Source organism: Nonomuraea sp. NPDC051298 (assembly GCF_055586305.1).
Map to the genome: position 1 here is coordinate 320,416 of NZ_JBVJIM010000009.1, position 16,916 is coordinate 337,331.

Here is a 16,916-nt window from a genome sequence, read left to right on the forward strand (position 1 = left end):
TTGGACCGTGTTTCTTGGGTAACCACCGCTCTGGGGCCCGTACGATGTCCGAATGGCGGTGACCGATTCCCCGTACCAGACCTACGAGAGCCCGGAGGTCGGCATGAGCCAGCCCCGGGCGCAGTCCGTACGCGATCGGGTGGTCCCTCCCCTGCGCGGAAGCGTGCTGTGGGGGTGGATCGGACCGCTGCTGGTGACGTTGTTCGGCGGCGTGCTGCGGTTCATCCAGCTCGGCCATCCCAACTCCGTGGTGTTCGACGAGACGTACTACATGAAGGACGGCTTCTCGCTCATCACCCACGGTGTCGAACGCGTCACGATCAAAGACGCCGACAAGGCGATCATGGCCGGCAACACCGACATCTGGCAGGCGTGCTCGCCCGCGGAGCTGGAGAAGTGCGCCTCCTACGTGGTGCACCCGCCGCTGGGCAAGTGGATGATCGGCGTGGGCGAGTGGCTGTTCGGGCTCAACCCGTTCGGATGGCGCTTCGCGGCGGCCGTGGTCGGCACGCTGTCGATCCTCATCCTGGCCAGGGTGGCGCGCAGGATGACCCGCTCGACGCTGCTCGGCTGCTTCGCGGGCCTGCTGCTGGCGCTCGACGGCCTGCACTTCGTGCTCTCGCGCACGGCGCTGCTGGACATCTTCCTGATGTTCTGGGTGCTGGCCGCGTTCGCGTGCCTGGTGGTCGACCGCGATCAGGCCAGGGCGAAGCTGGTCACCTGGTACGAGGACTCGCCGATCTCGCCGCAGGGCCCGTCGCTGGGCATCAGGTGGTGGCGGATCGGGGCCGGGGTGTGCCTGGCCTTCGCGATGTCGGTCAAGTGGTCGGGGCTGGCGTTCCTGGTCGCGTTCGCCGCCATGTCGCTGTTGTGGGACTTCGGCGCCCGCCGCGCCGTGGGGCTGCGCCAGCCCTACCGGGGGGCGTTCGGCAAGGACGTGCCGCAGGGGCTCGTGGCGTTCGGCGCGGTGCCGTTCGTGGCGTACATGGCGACCTGGGCGGGCTGGTTCGCCACTTCCAGCGGCTACGGGCGCAACTGGGACCAGGCCACCTCCGCCGGCAACCCGCTCTTCTTCCTCTTCGACTCGATGCGGTCGTGGGTGCACTACCAGTGGCAGGTCTTCACCTTCCACAGCGGGCTGGACACCACGCACTCCTACATGTCCGAGCCCTGGTCGTGGCCGCTGCTGCTGCGCCCGGTCGCCTTCTACTACGAGGGCAAGCAGAACGTGTGCGGCGCCAAGGACTGCTCGGAGGCCGTGCTCGGCGTGGGCACGCCGGTCATCTGGTTCGGCGCGGTGGCCGCGCTGGTGGCCCTGATCGCCTGGTACTTCTCCGCGCGCGACTGGCGGGCCGGGGCCGTGCTGCTGAGCTACGCCATGGGCTGGCTGCCGTGGTTCTACTTCGCCATCGCCGACAACCGTACGATGTTCCTGTTCTACGCCATTCCGATGGTGCCGTTCATGGTGCTGGCCATCACGTTGTGCGCGGGGCTGCTGATCGGGCCGTCCACCCCGACGGCCACGGGCGCGATGCCGCTGCGGCGTACCCTCGGGGCCGCCGTGGTCGGCGCGTTCGCCCTGCTCGCGCTGATCAACTTCTGGTGGCTGCACCCGATCCTGTCCGGCGAGTTGATCCCGTACGCAGAGTGGAAGGCCCGCATGCTCTTCGAGAAACGGTGGATATGATCGCTTTACCGTTGGCTCAATAGGGGTTTCTTAGGGTAGTCGCAGTGCAAGACCCAATACGCACCGGATTCGGTCATCGTCAGGTCCGGGGTCGATACGGCAAACTTCGAGGCATGAGCGCACCGGATGTCACCGCCCTTCTCGCCGAGTTGGAGCGATCTCAGCCGGATCTGGCCGAGGAGGCCAGGACCGCCGTCGAATGGTTGACGGGTGGGGAGCCGCTGGAAACGGTGACCCAGCTCGACGTCTGCGAGTTCCTCTGGTACACGCTGCCGCTGAAGGTCGGGCCACAGAAGGCCGGCGGCGACCACGAGCGCCTGGCGCGTTCGCTGGGACGACTGCTCCAGCTCGGTGGCATGGACCGCTACGCCGCGTTGTGCGTGTCGCCGACGACCGTCCAGATCCTGCGCACCTACGCCCGCGAGGGCGAGGACGCGGGCACCAACGCCTATCAGCAGGCACTGGAGGCCACGGGCGTGCTCCCGCCCGACGTGCCCGAACTCCAGTGGAGCATGATCATGGGGCCGGAGGAGCTGGGCGCGCACATCGCCTGCTCCGCCGCACTCGAGCTGGCCATCGTGGCCGGCGAGAACGTCGACCGTGCCGAGCTGACCCGCCGCTGGCTCACCCAGCCGCGGGCCGACCTGGGCGGCGACACCTGGCTCAACCGGGTGCACGGCGAACGGCTCAACCGCTGGGTGCTGGGCCGCGGCCCGGCCCGGCGGGAGCTGGCCCAGCCGTTCGAGGTGCGCCTGCACGCTCCCGTGTCCCCGCAGCCGCTGCCCGCCCTGCACCGGCTGCTGTCCGTGGCCGCCTCGGGCGAGTCCCTGCCGCTGCGGCTGGCGCCCTCCCCCGAGGCGGCGCGGCTGCGCGACCTGGCCGAGCGTGAGCTGGGCGCGATCCGCCGCGACGGGGCCAGACTGACCATCACCGACTACGGGCTGCGGCTGCTGAAGTCGAAGTCGGCCATGTGGTCGGCGGTCACCAGGCTGCTGCTGGCCAGGGGCGAGCACGAGTTCGAGGTGTCGGCCAGGGAGGCCGCGCTGATGCTGCTCGCCGACGGCACCCTCATGTCACCCGCCAAGCTGCTCGAACGGGTGACCGAGGTGGTGGGCGGCGAGGGCTGGCACCCGGCCACGAGCCTCGAGGACGTCACCGGGCCGGTGACCGACCTGGTGGCCCAGCTCACGGCGCTGGGGCTGGCGTTCAGCGACGAGCTGGCGGTGCGAATGGACCGCTCCGGGCAGTTCGCGGCCCTGGCGGCGCTGCGGGCCCACGCGCTGCGGCCCAGGAAATACGTCAGCTCCGGCTGACACCCGTGGCGGGGCGCCTCAGCCCTGGGGCACCCGCCGTACGGCCTGTTTGAACTCCGGACATTCGACCAGCGGGTCGTGCTCGCACACCGCCGCGTGGCGCAGGCTGTCACGCAACCGGGTGAGCTGCGCGACCCGCTCCGACACCTCGCGCTCCTTGGCGGCGAGGTGCTCGCGCAGCCGGGTGTCGGACGGGCCGGCGAGCAGGAAGTCGGCGATCTCGGAGAGCCTGAACCCGGCGTCGCGGGCGCAGGAGATCAGCGCCAGGCGCTCCAGCGTCTCCGGCCGGTACGCCCGGCGCAGCCCGTTGCGCCCCTCGGCCTGGATGAGCCCCTTGCGCTCGTAGAATCGCAGGGCCGACGCGGCCAGCCCGCTCCGCCTGGCCACCTCTCCGATGTCGAGCAACGTGCCGTCCACGACCAGACTCCTTGACTTGAACCGCGCTTCAAGTCGCAGTGTAGTCGCATGCGAATTCACCACCTCAACCTCGCCGGGATGCGCGAGATCGACTCACTTGACGGCCGCCCCTCCAAGCGGGCGGTGTGCCACGCGCTGCTCGTCGAGACCCCCGGCTCCGGGCTCGTCCTGGTGGAGTCCGGGCTGGGCCTGGCCGACGTGACCGAGCCGGGCGAACACCTCGACCGCGAGTGGACCGAGTTCGTGGAGCCGGTCCTCTCCCCCGCCGAGACGGCCGTGCGGCAGGTGGCGGCGCTCGGGCACGACCCCGCCGACGTACGCCACGTCGTGCTCACCCACCTCGACGTCGACCACAGCGGCGGCCTGCCCGACTTCCCGCAGGCCCGGGTGCACGTGATGGCCGCGGAGCTGGAGGCCGCGCTGGCGCAGGCGCCGAGCCGCCGCTACCGGCCCACCCACTGGGCGCACTCGCCCGACTGGGTGACGTACCCGGGCACGGGCACCCGCTGGCTCGGCGTGGACGGCGTGCGACCGCTGACCGGACTGCCGGAGGACGACTTCCTGCTCGTGCCGCTCGCCGGGCACAGCGCGGGGCACACAGGGGTGGCGGTCAGGGACGGCGACCGCCGGCTGCTGCACGCCGGGGACGCGTACTTCTACCACGGCGAGCTGGCGCGCGAGCCGGTCTCCCACCCGCTGATGGACGTCGTGCAGCTCGACGCCCAGCTCGATCCCGCGCGCCGAGTGTCGAGCCAGGAGACCCTGCGCTCGCTCGCGCACGACCACGGAGTGGCGGTCTTCTCGGCCCATGACCCCTGGGAGCTGGTCGAATACTCAGAGTAGTTACGATTGTCGGGAAAACGCGCTACGTCGGAGGGGGACCGTCATGGAGCTGTTCCCGGCCATGCCGCTGGCCGAGTGGACGGAGGCGAAGGAGACCTTTCACAGATTCGCGCAGATCGTCGGCAAGATCCGGCTGGCTGCGAGCAACCGGCGCAACCACTGGTGGCAGGTGCCGTTCCACCCGACCGGGCGCGGGCTCACCACCCGGCCGATGGGCGGGCTGGGCGAGCAGCCGCTGTTCAGCATCGACTTCGACCTCGTACGCCACCGCCTGGTCGTGGACGTCTTCGACGGCCGCAGCGCGGAGTTCAGCCTGATCGGCAGGTCGGTGGCCGCGTTCTACGACCGGCTCTTCGAGACCCTGGCCGGGCTGGGGATCCGGCCGGAGATCTGGGCCGTGCCGTTCGACCTGAGCGACGACACGCCGTTCGCCGAGGACACGCTGCACGCGCGCTACGACCCGATACTGATCAACCGCTACTGGCGGATCCTGTCGCAGGTGGTGCAGCTCCTGGACCGCTTCGCGGCCGACTTCGCCGGCAAGACCAGCCCGGTGCACCACTTCTGGCACACCTTCGACATCGCGGTCACCCGGTTCACCGGACGGGTGGTCAAGGTCTCGCCCGACGCCGACCCGGTCACCAGGGAGGCGTATAGCTGGGAGGTCATCAGCTCGGGCTTCTGGTTCGGGGACAAGGAGCGGCCCTGGCCGGCGTTCTACTCCTACACCGCGCCGGAGCCGCACGGGATGGAACGCGAGCCGCTGCGCCCCGCGCAGGCCGAGTGGATCGCGGCCAGGGGCAGCCACCTGGCCATCCTGCGCTACGACGACGTACGCGTCATGGACGACCCGGTGGGGGCCGTGCTGGAGTTCCTGGACAGCGCTTACCAGGCGGGGGCCCGGCTGACCGAGGTCGACGCGGCGACGCTGGCCTCGCCAGGGGGCGTCACGGACCCCTACTGGGCCAAGACCTGAACACACGTGAGCGCCCGCCCTCCGGGGAGGGCGGGCGCCCGACGAGTGCGTACCGGTGTGCAGGTCGCCTCTCGGCGAAAGGCACAACGCGGCTCCAGCCGAACGGTAGTCCGCGAAGGCAATAGGTGAGGCCCGGGGACACTGGACACACCGGCCACGGTCTATGTAACCACACCGGCCCGGCGTGCATTCCCCTCCCGCACCGGTTATTTTCCCGAACCCTCAGGCGGGCGCCGGACGCCAGGCCGGAGGATTTTCGCCGCCTTCCGCCATACGGCACCATCGGAGGCGTGCCATACGCAACCAGCCCCGACGGCGTGAAGCTGTCCTACCAGGTCCGCGGCGAAGGGCTCCCCCTCGTGCTGCTCCAGGGCCAGGCCAACGACCACCACTGGTGGGACACCGTACGCGGCGACTTCGACGGCTCCCACCTGACCATCACCTTCGACTGGCGCGGCACGGGCGACAGCGACAAGCCCGACGTGCCGTACACGACCCGCGGGTTCGCCGCCGACGTGCTGGCCGTGCTCGACGACGCCGGCGTGGCGCGGGCGCACGTGTACGGCACCTCGATGGGCGGGCGGGTGGCCCAGTGGCTGGCGGCCGACCATCCGTCGCGGGTGGGGGCGCTGGTGCTCGGCTGCACCTCGCCGGGCGGGGCCCACGGGGTCGAGCGGGACAACGACGTACGCAGATCGCTGGTCCAGCCCGACCGGGCCGCCGCGCGGCGGGCGCTGCTGGAGCTGATGTACACGCCCGCCTGGCTGGCCGAGCATCCGGGGCCGTACCACACGATCGGGTCCAGGGGCATGCCGGCCCACGCCCGCCGCCGCCATCTGGCCGCCAGCGCGGGGCACGACGCCTGGGACGCGCTGCCCGCCATCGAGGCGCCCACGCTGGTCGTGCACGGCACCGACGACGTGTTCAACCCGGCGGCCAACGCGCCGCTGCTGGCCGGGCGCGTCCCCGGGGCCTCGCTGCGGTGGATCGAGGGGGCGCGGCACGCGTACTTCAAGGAGTTCAGGCAGGTCGCGAGCCCGCTGGTGCTGGACTTCCTGGACGGGGCCGCGTCGCTGCTCCCGTGACCCCGTGGCAGGTCACGCCCACAGGGCCGCCAGGGCCCGCAGGTCGGGGGCCGAGACGTGCGGCGCGCTCATCACGCTCGGGTACGCCCCGCCGTCCCGGTCCAGGTACGCCCCCGTCAGCCCGGCCCGCTGGGCGCCGTCGACGTCCCACGGGTGCACGGCGACCAGGGCCGCCGCGCCGGGGCTCACTCCCGCCTGGCCGACGGCGTACTCGTAGGCCGCCCTGGCGGGCTTCCACGCGCGGGGGCCGCTGACGTCGAGGGTGGCCTCCACCAGGTCGAGCAGGCCCTCGCGGTCCAGGATGCCCCGGGTCATGGCGGCGGCGCCGTTCGTCATGGTGAACAGCCTGATCCCGGCGGCGCGCAACGCCCGCATCCCCTCCGGCACGTCGGAATGCACCCCGAGCCCCGCGAACCCGCTCAGCACGTACGCGACCGCCGCGTCGTCCAGCCGCAGCCCTCTGAGGACGTCGGCGGCGATCAGCGCGAACTCCGCGAAACCGCCGGACACCGTGAGCGCGAAGCCGTCGCGCAGCACGCTCGCGAACCAGGTCGTCATCTGCTCGCCGGACAGCCCCACCTCCTCGAACCTGGCCCGCAGCGGCTCCATGTCGGTCAGCGTCTCGTTCACGTCGAAGATCACGACTTGCGGGCGGGCGTCCATCTGCCTCTCCTCACCTTCCCGGCCCCTCAGCGCGTAGAGGGCCGCTGCCAGGCCCCTGCCCAGGCCGGCCGCCGCCGCACCGGCGCGCCCGGCGCCGGTCGCGGAAATCGATTGGACGCGACGCGGGCGGGGTTGCTACGTTGCCGGGTATGTCCAGCCCCGAGGCGTCAAGACTCTAGCCACCGGTCGTCCGGTGGCTGTCCCGTGCCGCCCGCTCCGCCCCACGAGGTGAGAGCGCGCCGCCGCGACCCCGGGGCGTGGCTCATCACCGCCACGAGCTGCCCGGAAGCCATGACTTCCGCGCCCGCGCGAACGCCTCCCGCGCCTTGAGCGCCTCGGCTTCGCGCGCCTTCGCGCCCTCCGGACCACCGCGCACGCCAGCCGGTGACACCGGCCGTCGTCTCGGCCGCGTCACAGACCGTGTCACCAGCCGTGTCACCAGCCGTGTCCGTGCCTGGACCGGGCCGTCCTCCGTCGTCCGCCGTCGTCCGGCGTGCGCCGACGTCGCCGCGCCCGCCAGGCCGTCCGCCGTGGCAGGACCGCGTCCCGGTCCTGCCACGCCTTACTGAGCCGATCCACCACGTGGTCGCGGAGCTTCTCATGCCTTTCGCTGTTTACCTGCTCGGACTGGCGGTCTTCGCCCAAGGGACGTCCGAGTTCATGCTGGCCGGGCTCGTGTCCGGCATCGCCGGGGACCTCGGCGTGTCCATTCCCGCCGCAGGGCTGCTGACCTCGGCGTTCGCCGTCGGGATGGTGGTGGGGGCACCGCTGATGGCGGTGCTGAGCCTGCGCCTGTCCAGACGGTTCGCCCTGCTGGCGTTCCTGTGCGTCTTCCTGGTCGTCCACGTGGTCGGCGCGGTCACGACCAGCTACGAGGTGCTGCTCGTGACGCGGGTCGTGGCGGCGCTGGCCAACGCCGGGTTCCTGGCCGTGGCCCTGACCACGGCGATCGCCCTGGCCCCGCGCGACGCCAAGGCGCGCGCCACCTCCGTCCTGCTCGGCGGGGTCACCGTCGCGTGCGTCGCGGGCGTGCCCGGAGGGGCGCTGCTCGGTGAGCTGTGGGGGTGGCGCTCGGCGTTCTGGGCGGTGGCCCTGGCGCTGGTGCCGGCCATCGTCGCGGTGCTGAAGTCCGTGCCAGGCCCGTCCCATGCCGAGAACGCGGCACCTGCCGGGGACACTTCTGGGGGCACAGCGCCTGCCGGGGGAACGGCGCGCGGCGAGCTGCGGGCGTTGCGCCGTCTGCGGCTGCTGGTGCTCCTGCTGCTGGGGGCGCTGGTGAACGGGGCCACGTTCTGCACCTTCACCTACCTCGCGCCGCTGCTCACCGAGGTCACCGGCATCGGGTCCGGGTGGATGCCCGCCCTGCTGGCGCTGTTCGGGCTGGGCTCGTTCGCCGGGGTGACGATCAGCGGGCGGATCGCGGACGCGCGTCCCGTACCGCTCCTGGTGATCGGCGGGCTGGCGCTGGCGGGCGGCTGGGCGGTGCTCGCCACGGCGGCCGGGGCTCCGGCGGCGGCCGTCGTCCTGGTCTTCGTCCAGGGGACGCTGTCGTTCGCCGTCGGGTCCACGCTGATCTCACAGGTCCTGTACGCGGCCACCGGCGCCCCCACGCTGGCCGGCGGCTTCGCCACGGCGGCGTTCAACGTGGGCGCGGCCCTCGGGCCCTGGCTGGGCGGGGTGGCCATCGGGGCCGGGCTCGGGTTCCGCTCGCCGGTGTGGGTGAGCGCGGCGCTGGTGGGGGTGGCACTGGCCGTGGCGGGTGTCGCGTACCTGGTCGTCGTGCGCCGCGCGGGAAATCGGGTGGAGGCCGGCCTGCGGGCCGGGGCACAGTGAGGACCATGGAACCTGCCGCACGTTTCCAGCGGGAAGCACACGCCTTCCACGCCGCCGCCCGGCGGGCGGCCGAGGCGGGCGACGCGCCCGCCGTGCCGTCCTGTCCGGGCTGGTCGATGTCCGACCTCGTGCTCCACCTGGGCGGGGTGCACCGGGGCGTGAACTCCATCATCAGAGACCGCCTCGACGGGCCGCCCGAGATCGGCGGTCTCGCCCGTGCCGAGTTGCCCGCCGACACCTCGGGCTGGCCCGCACCGGACTCGGCGCCGACCATGGGGCCGATCCCGTCCACGCTGCTCGACTGGTTCGCCGCAGGGGCAGAGCAGCTCGCGGCCCGGTTCCGTGCGCACGCGCCCGACGAACCCGCGTGGACCTGGTCGGGCGAGCAGACGGTCGGGTTCTGGCTGCGGGTGCAGACGATCGAGGCGGCCGTGCACCGCTGGGACGCCGAGAACGCCCTCGGCGCTCCCCGGCCGATCTCCGAGGAGGTGGCGGCGGACGCGATCACGCACACCTTCGAGGTCATGGCGCCCGCGCGGCGCACCTGGACGGACGCGCCGGAGGGGGCGGGCGAGCGGTTCCGCTTCGTCCGTACCGACGGGCCGGGCGACTGGGTGGTGTGCTTCGAGGGCGGGCGGGTGCGGCTCGGCGACTCCGGCGGGGGTCCGGAGGTGGAGGCGGCCGGGACGGCGTCGGACCTGGCGTTGTTCCTCTGGCACCGGATCCCGGCCGACGCCCTCGGCGTACGCGGCGACCCGGCCCTGCTCGACCGCTACTTCGCCCTCGTTCCGCCGGTCTGAACGGCGGCCCGTAGGGTGGTGCGGTGAGCACGGCGTGGCAGAACACCACCCATGACTGGGCGGCCGGCGTCGACCTCGGTCACCTCTCCCTCATCCGGGAGAGCCCGGCCGTGTTCGCGCCCGGCGGCGTCCGGCACCTGGTCCTCGAAGTCCTCGCCTATCCTGCCGACGAGGCGGCGAGCACCGGCGCCGGACGCTGCACCCTCACCCTCCACCCCGACGGCTCGCTGTCCGTGGCCGACGCAGGGCGCGGCACCGACACCCGTTTCGACGATCGGCGTCGCCCTTGATCGTCGGAGGCGGTCCGCGGGACGGGGAGGTGCGGGGGCGGAAGATGAATGTTCGGTGGACCGGGTGGTGGGGCTCTGGCCGCCTGTGCGATTCTCGACCCCAAGATCGGAAGCCTCCTTCTGAGAGGCGTCCGCCTTCTTTTTCGCGAAATCGCATTCCGCCACACAGAACAGAAGGTGAGCATGTCGGTACAGCTCCGAACGCTCTCGACCCGGATCGCCCTGGTCGCGGCCCTGTTACCGGTCGCGACGGCCGCCATGGCAGCCCCGTCGCAGGCCGCGGCATCGGCCCAGCTCTGGCGCCCGCCGGTGGAGAGCCGCTGGCAGTACCAGCTCGAGGGCAACAAGGCGTACGCCTCGACCGGCGGCGTGAACGTCAACATCTGTGAGGTCCCGCAGAGCGGCGGCGCCTGCGTGCGACCGAGCGTCTTCGACATAGACCTGTACGCCGCCGAAGAGGTCTCCGGCAACAACAGGACGCTCAACACGGCCGCCGTCAAGGCCATCCATGCCCGGGGCGCCAAGGCGATCTGCTACATCGACGCCGGCTCGATCGAGGAGTTCCGCCCCGACTACCAGCAGTTCGTCGACTGGCACAAGAAGAACGGCAACTCGCTGCTGGGCAAGCCCTTCAGCGCGGAGTTCCCCAACGAGCGCTGGGCCAACCTGAACAACGACAAGGGCCAGCGCGACTTCCTGCTGAAGATGATGGCGGCCCGCGTCGACAAGTGCGTCCAGGCCGGGTTCGACGGCGTCGAGTTCGACGTGGTGAACGCCCACGAGGAGGGCAGGTCCGTCACCGGCTGGAACATCGCCCCCGCCACCCAGCTCGTCTACAACCGGGCGCTGGCCGACCTGGCCCACGCCAAGGGCCTGTCGGTGGCGCTGAAGAACGACCTCAGCCAGGCCAGGCAACTGGTGTCGAGCTTCGACTACGCGGTGAACGAGGAGTGCTTCCAGTACGAGGAGTGCGAGTCCTTGTCGGTCTTCGTCAAGGCGGGCAAGCCCGTCTTCCACGTGGAGTACGAGACCTCCCCGGCGAGCTACTGCGCCAGGTCGAAGACGCTGAAGTTCAACTCCATCAAGAAGCCGGCGGACTACTCGCTGCACGACAAGCCGTACAAGGCGTGTAGGTAAGAAGGGCGGGCCACGGCCCGGCGTCGGCCGGACCCCTGCCGCCGCGCACCGCGCCCGACGCGAACGCTGGATGGCGCGAGGATTAAATAGGTGGTGTCCGAACAACCCGAGAAGTACTGTTACGGCAGGTCAGCGAGCTGACAAGGCGTGGCGATGCCGTCGGCGGCGCCTCGCCGCGCCCTGTCTGCCTGCCGGCCTTTCGAACCCGCGGCTCACCCGTACGGAATCGACCGACGGCGAGGCGATGGTCGCCAGGGGCACCGTCCAAATCCCCAGATGATCGCGAGCCGCGGGTTCACCCTCACCTGGGGGTGAAGCGGTCGATGGCGGAGAAGAGCGCCTGGCTGAACGCCCCGCTGCCGGTGTGTCCAGAGTCCTCCACGACGACGAGTTCGGCGTCCGGCCAGACCTGGGCCAGTTCCCAGGCCGTCTGGAGCGGGCCGCCCATGTCGAGGCGGCCGTGGACGAGCACCCCGGGGATGCCGGCCAGCCGGTGCGCGTCGCGCAGCAGCGCGCCCTCCTCCAGCCAGGCGGCGTTGGAGAAGTAGTGGGAGCAGATCCGCGTCAGCGCCATCACGGCCTCGGAGGGGCGGTCGCTGTAGGCGTTGGGCTTGCCGTTCGGCTCCAGGGAGATCACCGCGTCCTCCCAGGTGACCCACTCCTGGGCGGCCCGCTCGCGGACCTTCTCGTCGGGGTCGGCCAGCAGTCGCGCGTACGCCGCCAGCAGCGCGAACAGGTCGCCGTCGCGGTCCGTCTCGGGCACGCCCCGCCGGAACCGTTCCTGCTCCTCGGGGAAGAAGCGGCCGGCGCCGCGGTAGAGCCACTCGATCTCGCTGCGGCGCGTCATCGTGACGGCCGGCATGACGATCTCCGAGACCCGCTCGGGATGGGTCTCGGCGTAGGCCAGGATCAGCGTCGCGCCCCACGACCCGCCGTACAGCAGCCACTTGTCGATGCCGAGGTGCTCGCGCAGCAGTTCCATGTCGGCGATCAGGTGGGGGGTGGTGTTGTTGGTCAGGTCGGTGGCGGGGTCGGCGGCGTGCGGACGGCTGCGCCCGCAGTTGCGCTGGTCGAACAGGACAATGCGGAACCGCTCCGGGTCGAACATGCGGCGCGAGTTGACCGAACACCCCGACCCGGGCCCGCCGTGGACGACGAGCGCCGGCTTGCCCTCCGGGTTGCCGCAGACCTCCCAGTAGACGAGGTTGCCGTCACCGGTGTCGAGCAGGCCGTGGTCGTACGGTTCGATCGGGGGATGCAGCATAGGACTTCTCCAAGGATTGTCGAAGCAATACAACAGTGCTTATATAGGCACTGTAACAGTGCTTGAACATATCCCGGGCGACCGGGTCTCACTGGGCCGAGCGGAGCTCCTCGATGTACTCCCGCAGCGGCTTGAGCCCGGAGTCGGCGCGGCGTTCGTCCACCCTGGCCTCGTCCTCGATGGGCGTACGGGGCCGCCAGGCGCCCTGCGGATCGGTCTCCCACTGCGTGCCGTACACCTGCGGCCTGCCCTCCGCCACGCGTACCCGGTCCACGAGGTAGGCCAGGTCGGAGGGGTCGGCGTCGCCCTCCTCAACAGCCCGCCGCATCAGGTCCAGGCCGCGCCGCTGCAGGTCGAGGTCGCGGTCGGCGTGCTGGACGAGCAGCCAGGCGGCGTGCGCGCCGTCCTCGCCGACCAGGGCGTACCCGGGCCAGCCGTGCCGGTCGAGTATCTGGCGCATGCGCTCGGTGTTGGCCCGTTCCACCCGGCTCCAGTCCTCCTCGGCCGCGCCGAGCGTCCTGACCTCCTGGTCCTCCTTGAACATCCGGAGCAGTTCGGCACGCAGCGCCGGGTTCGCCGGCTGATCGTCGCCGCAGGCCGTGACCAGTGCCAGGGCGGCGAGCAGGAGGGTCAGGAGTAAGCGCATGCCTCGACCCTTCCTCGCTCCCGGCGGGCGGTAAAGAGGGCTAGATCCAACTATTACGTACTCGAACCACCACTAAGGGTAATGATCGCAACGAGAGTAGATCTTCACTCAACGGGAGCATCATGTACAGGCAGGCCATTGCCGCATTCACCGCGACCTCCGCCGTCCTGCTGGCCGCCGCCGCGCCGGCGAGCGCGGAGGACGCGACCGTCGCGGCGCAATGCAGCAACCGCGACGACATCAGCATCAACGTCGCGCCATACCCACCGCTGACCGGCACCATCACGGCCGACGAGATCCGCAGCCTCATGGAGTCGGTCGTCGACGACACCCCGCTGCACGGCTTCTTCTCCCCGCCCCTGCCCTTGTACGACGACTCCGACTCGGCGCACTACCCGGGCCCGGCCCTCTCCCCGTCCCTGCCGATCCCGTACCTGCCGCCGCCGGCCGGCATGGGCCCGTACGGACCACCCAGGATGCCCGTCCCGACCTCCGCGTACGAACCCTGGGACACGCCGACCCCCGCCCATGACCTGCTCGAAACCCTGGTCAACCAGGCGGTCGACTGCGCCCGCCGCTCGGCCGCCCCGGACACGGAGCTGCCCCCGCTGCTGTCCGTCGACCCCTCGCCCGTCACGCGTTACCTCGAAGCGCTCATCGCCACCCGGCCCCTCGTCTGCGACCCGGAGACCGGGCTGCCCAGGCCGGCCCAGAGCCCCACCACGCTGCTGGAGTCGCTCGGCGTACAGAGTCTGCTCGAGGCGGTCGTCGGCGACAGCACGCTCTGCGCGAACTTCGCCACGAGCCGGCCCGCCTCCGCGGTCGCCACCGGCACCACCTCGCTCCTGGACAGGGTCGGCGTCAGGGGCCTGCTCGACGCACTGATCGACGACTGACCGCGGAGGGGAGGCCCGTCCGCGCCGTACCGGTCGGGCCCGCCTATCGTGTCGAGGTGGACACCATCGAGACACCCCTCCTCGTCCTGCTCCCCCTGCGTCCCGAGCACGCGGGCGAGATGGCCGAGGTGCTCGCCGACCCGGCGCTGCACGAGTTCATCGGCGGCGCCCCGCTCACCGTGGCGGAGCTGCGTACCCGCTACGAACGGCTGACCTCGGGCCCGCCCGGCTGGCGCAACTGGGTGATCTGGGCCCGCGAGGACGAGCGGCTGGCCGGCTACGTCCAGGCCACGATCGACGGCCGCCGCGCCGAGGTCGCGTGGGTGGTCGGCACGCCGTGGCAGGGCCGGGGCCTGGCCACCTCGGCCGCCACGGCCCTGGTCGAACACCTCATGGGACAGGAGGTCGACACGGTCGTCGCCCACATCCACCCGTCCCACACCGCCTCGGCGGCCGTCGCCACCGCGGCCGGCCTGCACCCGACCGACCACTGGGAGGACGGCGAGCGACGCTGGGAACGCGCCCACTGAGCCCGGACCAAAGCTGCCCAAGCCGGTCTCGAAGGTTTCGTGCAGGGTTTCCGGGTGGTCGTCCAGCTCGACGTGGACCCGGTCGAGCGCGCCGATGAACGGGAAGCCGCGCGGATTGAAGACCACCGACAGCGTACGGTCGCCGGGCGGCAGAACCCCGTTGACCGCGCGCACCGCCGTCCGGCCCCAGCGGTGCCGGTCCCGGCCACAGCCGGGGGCAGGCCCCTATGGCCTCTTTGTAGCGGTCCTATAGCGGCTGCTTGCTACGTTCGGCGGCGACGCGACCGATCTACCACCAAGAGGTTTCATGAACATGAGAGCCGGGCTCAGGGCGTGGACCGTGGCCGCCGGCGCCGCGATCCTGCTCGTCGCCGCATCGGGTGCCGCGAGCGCGACTCCTGTGGAGACGGCAGCAGCGGCACGCTGCGTCAAGAAGATCGACAGCGGCAAGGAGCGCCTCATCTACCCCTGGGTCAAGGTCAAGAGCAGTTGCGCCCGGACCTACGACGTCAAGGTCATCTGGAACAACGGGACCGACGGCAACTGCGTCGAGCTGGCGCCGGGCAAGACGACGAAGAGCATCTCCACCCCCGGCGCTTCGTACCAGCGGGTCGACCACTGCTGAACCACCGCACCGGGCGTCTCCCCGGCGGGAGGCCCAGGGGTTCGGGACGTCCCCGGCCGCCAGAGGCCCCACGGCCTCGGCCGGGCGGGCGCACACCAGGCCGGACGGCCGGTGCGCGCCCGCGGGGAGCCCGGCGTCGTAGCCGGTCGAACGCCTACAGGTTGAACTGGCCGGTCTCGACCACGACCCGCCCCTGCGGCACTTCCAGCTTGCAATTGATCTTGTAACGGTCACCGTTCGTGCCGCGCTTCGTGGCCGGCCCCACGCTCAGACTGGTCGCGGACCGCGGACCGTTCTGGATGATGTCGCCGGTATGAGAGTGCCAACTGAAACTGTGACGGTGCACCGGGAAGCACCACAGCTTCATGCTGCGCCGGGAGCTGCACCCGGCCTTGCCGGAATAGGTGTAGCGGTTGGTGCTGGTGTTCCAGCTCACGCTGGCGGTCACTTTGCAGCCGTGGCCGCTCTTGGTCACCCTGCTGGTGCCCGCCCAGGCGGGCGTGGCGAGCAGGGCCAGCGTCACTGCCGCGCTGCCGGTGAGGGCTAGGGTCGCACGTAAGGGCTTCACGGAAGGTCCTCCCTGGGTCGATGTTGGCGTACAGGTGGAACCGCTTCTCCTTTACTGACGAAATCGGCCGCCGGCGCGTGACATCGCCTCATGACGAAACGTCAGGAGACGGGCCCGTGCCCCGCCCGCCGCTCAGAGGTGGCTCGCCTCACCGACCTGCAGGCGGGCGTCACGGAGGATCCGCCGGGCGGTCTCCTCCGCCGCGCTGTCCTCACCGATGATCGTCTCCGTGCCGTCGGGCAGGATGTCCCGGTCCAGCCACCACTCCCGCATCTCGTCAGGACCGAACTGATCGCACTGGGGCCGCGTCCGGTGTCTGCGAAGGGTCTCTTCCCAGGGCACGTCCAGGTAGTAGCCGCGACTGGTGCCGCGATGGTCGCGCGACAGCGCCCGCAGCATGTCGCCGTAGCGGCTGCGGGTGAGGATGCCCTCCAGGATCACGTGGTATCCCTGGTCCAGGGCGTGGCGGCACATCAGGTCGAGCAGCCCGATGTTCACGCCGCCCGGCCGGTCCGGTTCTCGCAGGATGTCTCGGCGTACGACGTCCTGACCGATCACGGCCATGCCCCGGTTCCGGTAGATGTCGCGTACGGTCCGCGCGACGGTGGATTTGCCCGACCCCGAGTTGCCGCGAATGACGATGAGCACCGTGTCCCGCGAGCCAGTGAGCACCGCACGACATTACCGGACCCGTCGTCGAGCACACCGCTCCGGCGAACACGAACGCCCGATCAATCACGGAAACAATGCGCCGAGCGGATATCCGAACCGGCGTCACCTGCCTGACGCCACAGCTTCAGCAGTTGTACATAATCACGTTTAAACCGTTTGAGATATTCTCATCCCTTACATTACGATTGGGATGAATTAAAATGCCGAGACTGAAGCAAAAAACGGTACTGTCACTCGCCACTGCGGCGACGCTGGCCGGATCGGTGGTCACGAGCAGCCCCGCCATGGCGGCCTCCACGCCGAGCGCGGCCTGCGGCAGCGGTTACCACCAGATCGACTCGCACAAGCTCAGCAGGGACGGCAAGACGTACGCCACCATCTACCTGCTCTACAACGGCAGCAAGAACTGCGTGGTCACCTGGAAGAACACCGGTTATGCGGGCAACACCACCTGGGTCAACGCCAACATCAGGAAGTGGTCCGCCGGCGGCACCGTGCAGAGCGACAGCGGCAACTTCAAGTTCTACGCCGGGCCGCGTTACGTGACGGCCCCGGACGAGTGCGTCGACTGGGGCGGCTCGTACGGCACCCCCGGCCGTACGGCCATCTCCTGGCAGAGCGGCTGGTCGCACTGCGACTGATCGCCGAGCACCATCCACCACCCGGAACGC

General features: G+C 70.8%; 20 protein-coding genes. 13 read left to right on the forward strand and 7 right to left on the reverse strand.

Going from position 1 to position 16,916, the window contains the following annotated elements:
- The first annotated feature begins 52 nt into the window (after positions 1 to 52).
- Entirely contained in the window at positions 53 to 1,687 is a 1,635-nt protein-coding gene (locus ACZ6S0_RS26525) for a dolichyl-phosphate-mannose--protein mannosyltransferase (RefSeq protein WP_465922008.1), read from the forward strand.
- Positions 1,688 to 1,800: 113 nt separating this feature from the next.
- Positions 1,801 to 3,000 (forward strand): hypothetical protein, encoded by a 1,200-nt coding sequence (locus ACZ6S0_RS26530; protein ID WP_465922009.1) that lies wholly within the window; start codon positions 1,801 to 1,803, stop codon positions 2,998 to 3,000.
- 18 nt (positions 3,001 to 3,018) lie between these two features.
- Here ACZ6S0_RS26530 and ACZ6S0_RS26535 read toward each other — a convergent pair whose 3' ends face one another.
- Positions 3,019 to 3,417 carry a MerR family transcriptional regulator gene (locus tag ACZ6S0_RS26535; RefSeq protein WP_344880476.1) on the reverse strand — a complete coding sequence of 133 codons (399 nt, stop codon included), beginning with the start codon at positions 3,415 to 3,417 and terminating at the stop codon, positions 3,019 to 3,021.
- Between the two features lie 48 nt (positions 3,418 to 3,465).
- Here ACZ6S0_RS26535 and ACZ6S0_RS26540 point away from each other — a divergent pair, with 48 nt between their 5' ends.
- The 3 genes from ACZ6S0_RS26540 (at position 3,466) to ACZ6S0_RS26550 (ending at position 6,321) form a co-directional block, all read left to right on the forward strand.
- Entirely contained in the window at positions 3,466 to 4,260 is a 795-nt protein-coding gene (locus ACZ6S0_RS26540; protein ID WP_465922010.1) for an MBL fold metallo-hydrolase, read from the forward strand.
- A 43-nt stretch (positions 4,261 to 4,303) separates the two neighbouring features.
- The gene (locus tag ACZ6S0_RS26545) at positions 4,304 to 5,236 is read left to right on the forward strand and encodes a DUF5996 family protein (protein WP_465922011.1); all 933 of its coding nucleotides are present in this window, start codon (positions 4,304 to 4,306) and stop codon (positions 5,234 to 5,236) included.
- A gap of 290 nt (positions 5,237 to 5,526) precedes the next feature.
- Positions 5,527 to 6,321 carry an alpha/beta fold hydrolase gene (locus ACZ6S0_RS26550; RefSeq protein ID WP_465922012.1) on the forward strand — a complete coding sequence of 265 codons (795 nt, stop codon included), beginning with the start codon at positions 5,527 to 5,529 and terminating at the stop codon, positions 6,319 to 6,321.
- A gap of 12 nt (positions 6,322 to 6,333) precedes the next feature.
- On the opposite strand, the gene ACZ6S0_RS26555 is transcribed toward ACZ6S0_RS26550, so the two are convergent.
- Positions 6,334 to 6,984, reverse strand: coding sequence for a haloacid dehalogenase type II (locus ACZ6S0_RS26555; RefSeq protein WP_465922013.1), 651 nt, complete (start codon positions 6,982 to 6,984; stop codon positions 6,334 to 6,336).
- Positions 6,985 to 7,584: 600 nt separating this feature from the next.
- Here ACZ6S0_RS26555 and ACZ6S0_RS26560 point away from each other — a divergent pair.
- The 4 genes from ACZ6S0_RS26560 (at position 7,585) to ACZ6S0_RS26575 (ending at position 11,044) form a co-directional block, all read left to right on the forward strand.
- On the forward strand, positions 7,585 to 8,817 hold the full coding sequence (locus ACZ6S0_RS26560) for a Cmx/CmrA family chloramphenicol efflux MFS transporter (RefSeq protein ID WP_465922014.1): 1,233 nt from the start codon (positions 7,585 to 7,587) through the stop codon (positions 8,815 to 8,817).
- A gap of 5 nt (positions 8,818 to 8,822) precedes the next feature.
- The gene (locus tag ACZ6S0_RS26565; RefSeq protein ID WP_465922015.1) at positions 8,823 to 9,617 is read left to right on the forward strand and encodes a maleylpyruvate isomerase family mycothiol-dependent enzyme; all 795 of its coding nucleotides are present in this window, start codon (positions 8,823 to 8,825) and stop codon (positions 9,615 to 9,617) included.
- 23 nt (positions 9,618 to 9,640) lie between these two features.
- Complete coding sequence (locus ACZ6S0_RS26570) at positions 9,641 to 9,907, forward strand: hypothetical protein (RefSeq protein ID WP_465922016.1); 267 nt, start codon at positions 9,641 to 9,643, stop codon at positions 9,905 to 9,907.
- 183 nt (positions 9,908 to 10,090) lie between these two features.
- Entirely contained in the window at positions 10,091 to 11,044 is a 954-nt protein-coding gene (locus tag ACZ6S0_RS26575; RefSeq protein WP_465922017.1) for an endo alpha-1,4 polygalactosaminidase, read from the forward strand.
- Between the two features lie 301 nt (positions 11,045 to 11,345).
- On the opposite strand, the gene pip is transcribed toward ACZ6S0_RS26575, so the two are convergent.
- Together pip and ACZ6S0_RS26585 are read right to left on the reverse strand one after the other, a co-directional pair.
- On the reverse strand, positions 11,346 to 12,308 hold the full coding sequence (gene pip / locus ACZ6S0_RS26580) for a prolyl aminopeptidase (protein WP_465922018.1): 963 nt from the start codon (positions 12,306 to 12,308) through the stop codon (positions 11,346 to 11,348).
- Between the two features lie 88 nt (positions 12,309 to 12,396).
- Complete coding sequence (locus ACZ6S0_RS26585) at positions 12,397 to 12,954, reverse strand: DUF6624 domain-containing protein (RefSeq protein WP_465922019.1); 558 nt, start codon at positions 12,952 to 12,954, stop codon at positions 12,397 to 12,399.
- Positions 12,955 to 13,076: 122 nt separating this feature from the next.
- Here ACZ6S0_RS26585 and ACZ6S0_RS26590 point away from each other — a divergent pair, with 122 nt between their 5' ends.
- The 3 genes from ACZ6S0_RS26590 (at position 13,077) to ACZ6S0_RS26600 (ending at position 15,005) form a co-directional block, all read left to right on the forward strand.
- Complete coding sequence (locus tag ACZ6S0_RS26590) at positions 13,077 to 13,850, forward strand: hypothetical protein (RefSeq protein WP_465922020.1); 774 nt, start codon at positions 13,077 to 13,079, stop codon at positions 13,848 to 13,850.
- A 56-nt stretch (positions 13,851 to 13,906) separates the two neighbouring features.
- The gene (locus ACZ6S0_RS26595; RefSeq protein WP_465922021.1) at positions 13,907 to 14,380 is read left to right on the forward strand and encodes a GNAT family N-acetyltransferase; all 474 of its coding nucleotides are present in this window, start codon (positions 13,907 to 13,909) and stop codon (positions 14,378 to 14,380) included.
- 307 nt (positions 14,381 to 14,687) lie between these two features.
- Positions 14,688 to 15,005 carry a hypothetical protein gene (locus ACZ6S0_RS26600; RefSeq protein ID WP_465922022.1) on the forward strand — a complete coding sequence of 106 codons (318 nt, stop codon included), beginning with the start codon at positions 14,688 to 14,690 and terminating at the stop codon, positions 15,003 to 15,005.
- Positions 15,006 to 15,159: 154 nt separating this feature from the next.
- On the opposite strand, the gene ACZ6S0_RS26605 is transcribed toward ACZ6S0_RS26600, so the two are convergent.
- The 3 genes from ACZ6S0_RS26605 to ACZ6S0_RS26615 form a co-directional block, all read right to left on the reverse strand.
- Positions 15,160 to 15,573, reverse strand: coding sequence for a hypothetical protein (locus ACZ6S0_RS26605; protein ID WP_465922023.1), 414 nt, complete (start codon positions 15,571 to 15,573; stop codon positions 15,160 to 15,162).
- A gap of 132 nt (positions 15,574 to 15,705) precedes the next feature.
- Entirely contained in the window at positions 15,706 to 16,245 is a 540-nt protein-coding gene (locus tag ACZ6S0_RS26610) for an AAA family ATPase (RefSeq protein WP_465922024.1), read from the reverse strand.
- Between the two features lie 124 nt (positions 16,246 to 16,369).
- Complete coding sequence (locus tag ACZ6S0_RS26615) at positions 16,370 to 16,531, reverse strand: hypothetical protein (protein ID WP_465922025.1); 162 nt, start codon at positions 16,529 to 16,531, stop codon at positions 16,370 to 16,372.
- Between ACZ6S0_RS26615 and ACZ6S0_RS26620 the strand changes: the two genes are divergently transcribed.
- On the forward strand, positions 16,530 to 16,886 hold the full coding sequence (locus tag ACZ6S0_RS26620; protein ID WP_465922026.1) for a hypothetical protein: 357 nt from the start codon (positions 16,530 to 16,532) through the stop codon (positions 16,884 to 16,886). The genes ACZ6S0_RS26615 and ACZ6S0_RS26620 overlap by 2 nt on opposite strands.
- The last annotated feature ends 30 nt before the right edge of the window (positions 16,887 to 16,916 follow it).

What these genes read in the sequence shown, in the direction of transcription:
- ACZ6S0_RS26525 (WP_465922008.1), top strand. Translation starts at nt 53, where the DNA reads ATGGCGGTGACCGATTCCCCGTACCAGACCTACGAGAGCCCGGAGGTC.
- ACZ6S0_RS26530 (WP_465922009.1), top strand. Translation starts at nt 1,801, where the DNA reads ATGAGCGCACCGGATGTCACCGCCCTTCTCGCCGAGTTGGAGCGATCT.
- ACZ6S0_RS26540 (WP_465922010.1), top strand. Translation starts at nt 3,466, where the DNA reads ATGCGAATTCACCACCTCAACCTCGCCGGGATGCGCGAGATCGACTCA.
- ACZ6S0_RS26545 (WP_465922011.1), top strand. Translation starts at nt 4,304, where the DNA reads ATGGAGCTGTTCCCGGCCATGCCGCTGGCCGAGTGGACGGAGGCGAAG.
- ACZ6S0_RS26555 (WP_465922013.1), bottom strand. Translation starts at nt 6,984, where the DNA reads ATGGACGCCCGCCCGCAAGTCGTGATCTTCGACGTGAACGAGACGCTG.
- ACZ6S0_RS26560 (WP_465922014.1), top strand. Translation starts at nt 7,585, where the DNA reads ATGCCTTTCGCTGTTTACCTGCTCGGACTGGCGGTCTTCGCCCAAGGG.
- ACZ6S0_RS26565 (WP_465922015.1), top strand. Translation starts at nt 8,823, where the DNA reads ATGGAACCTGCCGCACGTTTCCAGCGGGAAGCACACGCCTTCCACGCC.
- ACZ6S0_RS26575 (WP_465922017.1), top strand. Translation starts at nt 10,091, where the DNA reads ATGTCGGTACAGCTCCGAACGCTCTCGACCCGGATCGCCCTGGTCGCG.
- pip (WP_465922018.1), bottom strand. Translation starts at nt 12,308, where the DNA reads ATGCTGCATCCCCCGATCGAACCGTACGACCACGGCCTGCTCGACACC.
- ACZ6S0_RS26585 (WP_465922019.1), bottom strand. Translation starts at nt 12,954, where the DNA reads ATGCGCTTACTCCTGACCCTCCTGCTCGCCGCCCTGGCACTGGTCACG.
- ACZ6S0_RS26590 (WP_465922020.1), top strand. Translation starts at nt 13,077, where the DNA reads ATGTACAGGCAGGCCATTGCCGCATTCACCGCGACCTCCGCCGTCCTG.
- ACZ6S0_RS26600 (WP_465922022.1), top strand. Translation starts at nt 14,688, where the DNA reads ATGAACATGAGAGCCGGGCTCAGGGCGTGGACCGTGGCCGCCGGCGCC.
- ACZ6S0_RS26620 (WP_465922026.1), top strand. Translation starts at nt 16,530, where the DNA reads ATGGCGGCCTCCACGCCGAGCGCGGCCTGCGGCAGCGGTTACCACCAG.
- ACZ6S0_RS26615 (WP_465922025.1), bottom strand. Translation starts at nt 16,531, where the DNA reads ATGGCGGGGCTGCTCGTGACCACCGATCCGGCCAGCGTCGCCGCAGTG.